Raw genomic sequence first — 2,995 nt, 5'->3', positions numbered from 1 at the left:
GGCCGCGGCTCCCGATAGTTCGACGACCCTCGACACCCGTGACGGGGCCAGCAGCGTGACCACCCCACCACCGAGGACCGCAGCGCAGAAGACGAGCTCGACCCAGCTGAAGTCGTAGCGTCGCATCCACCGGAAGCGCAGATCGGGGACACGGCGCGGTCGGGTGCTCGTGTTCATCGGTCGATCTCCACGACGATGTCGGCGCAGCGCTCGACCAGTGTGGGACTGTGGGTGGCGACCACCACCGCGAGACCGGACTGTCTGGCGGTCAGCAGCTTATCGGCCACCCACTCCTGGCCTACGAGATCGAGTCCGCGCTCGGGTTCGTCGAGGACGAGCAGGCGTGCGGGTCGAAGTAATGCTGCCGCCAATGCGAATCGTTGGCGCTGCCCGGTGGAGAGCGTATGCGGATAGCGGTCACCGAGATCGCCGAGACCCGCGTCGTCGAGTGCGGCCTCAACGTCGGCGGAGTCCATGCGATGTGTACGAGCGAGCAGGTGGAGGTGCTCGATCAGTGTTGCATCGAAGAACGTTGCCTCGTCGCCGATCTCGGCGGAGACGAGACCGCGAAACCGCGGCGAGCGATCGTCGGGGTGGAGGCCGAACACGTCGATCGTTCCGGAGTCGAGTCGGTCGTCGTCGACGATGCAGCGCAGGAGCGTCGATTTGCCCGCGCCATTGGGGCCGATGATGCATGCACAGTGGCCGGGCCTGACCTCGAGATCGAGGTCGTCGAACAGGGTCTGGGAACCGAGGGTGCGTCGAGCACCCGAAATGGACAGCACGAGAGGGATATCCTTCACACGTAGGGCAGGGCGGGCAGATCTGGCCCGGACGTGCGAGGCGTCGGGCCGTCAGAGGACGGCCGGAGCGCGCGGTGCTACCGCGCCAAAGGTGTGAATGTGTTGCCGCAGTGAGATTCTCGTGTCGTCGCGGCGTGGCGGAGGGCTGGTGGAGTGGGGCGTTCGCGGCTGCACCGAGCGCAGGATCGTCAAGACCTGCACCATGAGTCGACGCGTACGCGCGCCGACCCGGGCATCATCTGCGACGAGGGCGATCACCAGCGCGGCGAGGATCGACGCGAACAGTGTCGCGGACATCTGACCGAACAGCAGCGTCGAGAGCACCGGAAGCCAGACGAGGGCGAAGTAGACCGGCAGTGAGCGTGGGGCGCCGGTGTGGTCGCGCAGCATCGCGGTGGGACTATCCCACGAACCGACGCAGCTTGGCCGAGAGGCGCGGGGTGAGGTCGCCGTCGGGGTCGACACGTTCCTCGACGTAGGCGAGGTCGCCGTCGGGGACGATGCCGTAGAGCCGCTTGGCGTTACCGGTGGGCACCGAGGTCTCCGAGCGCACGACGGCATCGGTGGTGAGATTCCACGACGTCTGGTTCAGAGGGCGGCCGTAGAAGAGTTCGACCCAGCCCTCGGCGTGGGCGAGTAGAAGCTCGATGGAATCGTCCACGGTGATGCGCCAGTAGCCGGTCTCGCGCTGGTCGGGACGGAGGAACTTCGCGTCCTCGTCGATGACCCACGACCGCGACTCCCAGTTGAGGAAGTTCTGGCCGTCATGGCTCACGACGATCTGTTGCGCGAAGTGGTAGTCGGTACCGGTGACCGGGTCGTGCCCCTCACCCTCGCCACGCCAGACACCCACGAGCGGAAGCAACGCGAGCAATCCCTGATGGAGATCGGCGCCGAGCCGAAGGTTCGCTGTGTCCGCCTCGAGCGGCAGATCGTCCCACGCGGGCACGTTGCGCTCGCGGCTACCTGACTCGGCAGCGCGCGAATCGGCCTGGCTGATCGCCTCGTCGCCCGATCTGCGGGCGCCGACGGCGTCGTCTGGCTGTCCGTCCTCCGGGGAGGTCACGATTCGTCTGTGACCAGTCGGTAGAGCACGTACAGCGCGAACCAGGTGATCAGAACGGCCGCGAGGACCAGCAGGATTTCGAAGAAGATGACCACGGGATAGATTCTAGCCCTCCGTGAGGACGCTGTGCTCAGGGGCTCGGGGTGCCGGCGCACAAAGGCCCGGCACCCCACCACCGTGGGTGCCGGGCCTTGTGTCCCGAGGAGCGTTGCGCTACTTCGAGACGGTGATGTCCTTGTCGTGCACTCCGGGGCCCTCGGGGCTGACGGTCACGTCGCCGTTGCCCTGCGAGCTGAGCGCGCGGAGCGTCCAGGTGCCGGGGGCGGCGAAGAAGCGGAAATCGCCGGTGGGGCTGGCTACGACCTCGGCGGTGAACTCACCGGTCGAGTCGAGCAGCCGCACGAACGCGCCCGCAACCGGGTTGCCGGAGCCGTCGGTGACCTGTCCGGTGAGAACGGTCTCCTTCTCGACGTCGACGCCCGCGGGCAACTTCTGTCCCTGTTTGGGTGCAGCACACATGATTACTTACCTTCTCCCAATTCAACCGGAACGCCGACCAGCGAACCGTATTCGGTCCAGCTGCCGTCGTAGTTCTTCACGTTCTTCTGTCCGAGCAGTTCCTGCAGCACGAACCAGGTGTGGCTCGAACGCTCGCCGATACGGCAGTAGGCGATGGTTTCCTTCGAACCGTCGAGGCCGGCTTCGGAGTAGAGCTCGGCGAGCTCGTCGTCGGACTTGAAGGTGCCATCCTCGTTGGCGGCCTTGCTCCACGGCACGTTGATCGCGCCGGGGATGTGGCCGGGACGCTGGCTCTGCTCCTGCGGAAGGTGTGCGGGAGCCAGGATCTTGCCCGAGAACTCGTCGGGGCTACGCACGTCGACGAGGTTCTTGGTGCCGATGGCGTCGACGACCTCGTCGCGGAATGCGCGGATCGAGTTGTCGGGGTCGGCGGCCTTGTACTCGGTCGCGGGACGCGAGACGGCATCGGTCGACAGCGGACGGCCGTCGAGCTCCCACTTCTTGCGGCCACCGTCGAGCAGCTTGACGTCCTGGTGGCCGTAGAGCTTGAAGTACCAGTACGCGTAGGCGGCGAACCAGTTGTTGTTGCCGCCGTAGAGGACGACGG

5 protein-coding genes are annotated in these 2,995 nt (G+C 66.3%); all 5 read right to left on the bottom strand.

Annotated features, from left to right (window positions below):
• Positions 1 to 173: 173 nt before the first annotated feature.
• The gene (locus GOOTI_RS00285) at positions 174 to 785 is read right to left on the bottom strand and encodes an ABC transporter ATP-binding protein (protein WP_007236546.1); all 612 of its coding nucleotides are present in this window, start codon (positions 783 to 785) and stop codon (positions 174 to 176) included.
• Positions 786 to 854: 69 nt separating this feature from the next.
• Positions 855 to 1,193 carry a hypothetical protein gene (locus tag GOOTI_RS00280; RefSeq protein ID WP_007236545.1) on the bottom strand — a complete coding sequence of 113 codons (339 nt, stop codon included), beginning with the start codon at positions 1,191 to 1,193 and terminating at the stop codon, positions 855 to 857.
• A gap of 10 nt (positions 1,194 to 1,203) precedes the next feature.
• Complete coding sequence (locus tag GOOTI_RS00275) at positions 1,204 to 1,869, bottom strand: heme-binding beta-barrel domain-containing protein (RefSeq protein WP_007236544.1); 666 nt, start codon at positions 1,867 to 1,869, stop codon at positions 1,204 to 1,206.
• Between the two features lie 213 nt (positions 1,870 to 2,082).
• The gene (locus GOOTI_RS00265; RefSeq protein WP_005172564.1) at positions 2,083 to 2,388 is read right to left on the bottom strand and encodes a DUF1416 domain-containing protein; all 306 of its coding nucleotides are present in this window, start codon (positions 2,386 to 2,388) and stop codon (positions 2,083 to 2,085) included.
• Positions 2,389 to 2,390: 2 nt separating this feature from the next.
• On the bottom strand, positions 2,391 to 2,995 hold a 605-nt coding region (locus tag GOOTI_RS00260; protein WP_007236542.1), incomplete at its 5' end, for a sulfurtransferase.

The organism is Gordonia otitidis NBRC 100426, from assembly GCF_000248075.1.
Taxonomy (GTDB): Bacteria; Actinomycetota; Actinomycetes; order Mycobacteriales; family Mycobacteriaceae; genus Gordonia; species Gordonia otitidis.
This window is presented reverse-complemented; position numbering and strand designations above follow the sequence as displayed.

Excerpts from the sequence above, each read along its gene's own strand:
- GOOTI_RS00265 (WP_005172564.1), bottom strand. The coding sequence starts at position 2,388 with ATGTGTGCTGCACCCAAACAGGGACAGAAGTTGCCCGCGGGCGTCGAC.
- GOOTI_RS00280 (WP_007236545.1), bottom strand. The coding sequence starts at position 1,193 with ATGCTGCGCGACCACACCGGCGCCCCACGCTCACTGCCGGTCTACTTC.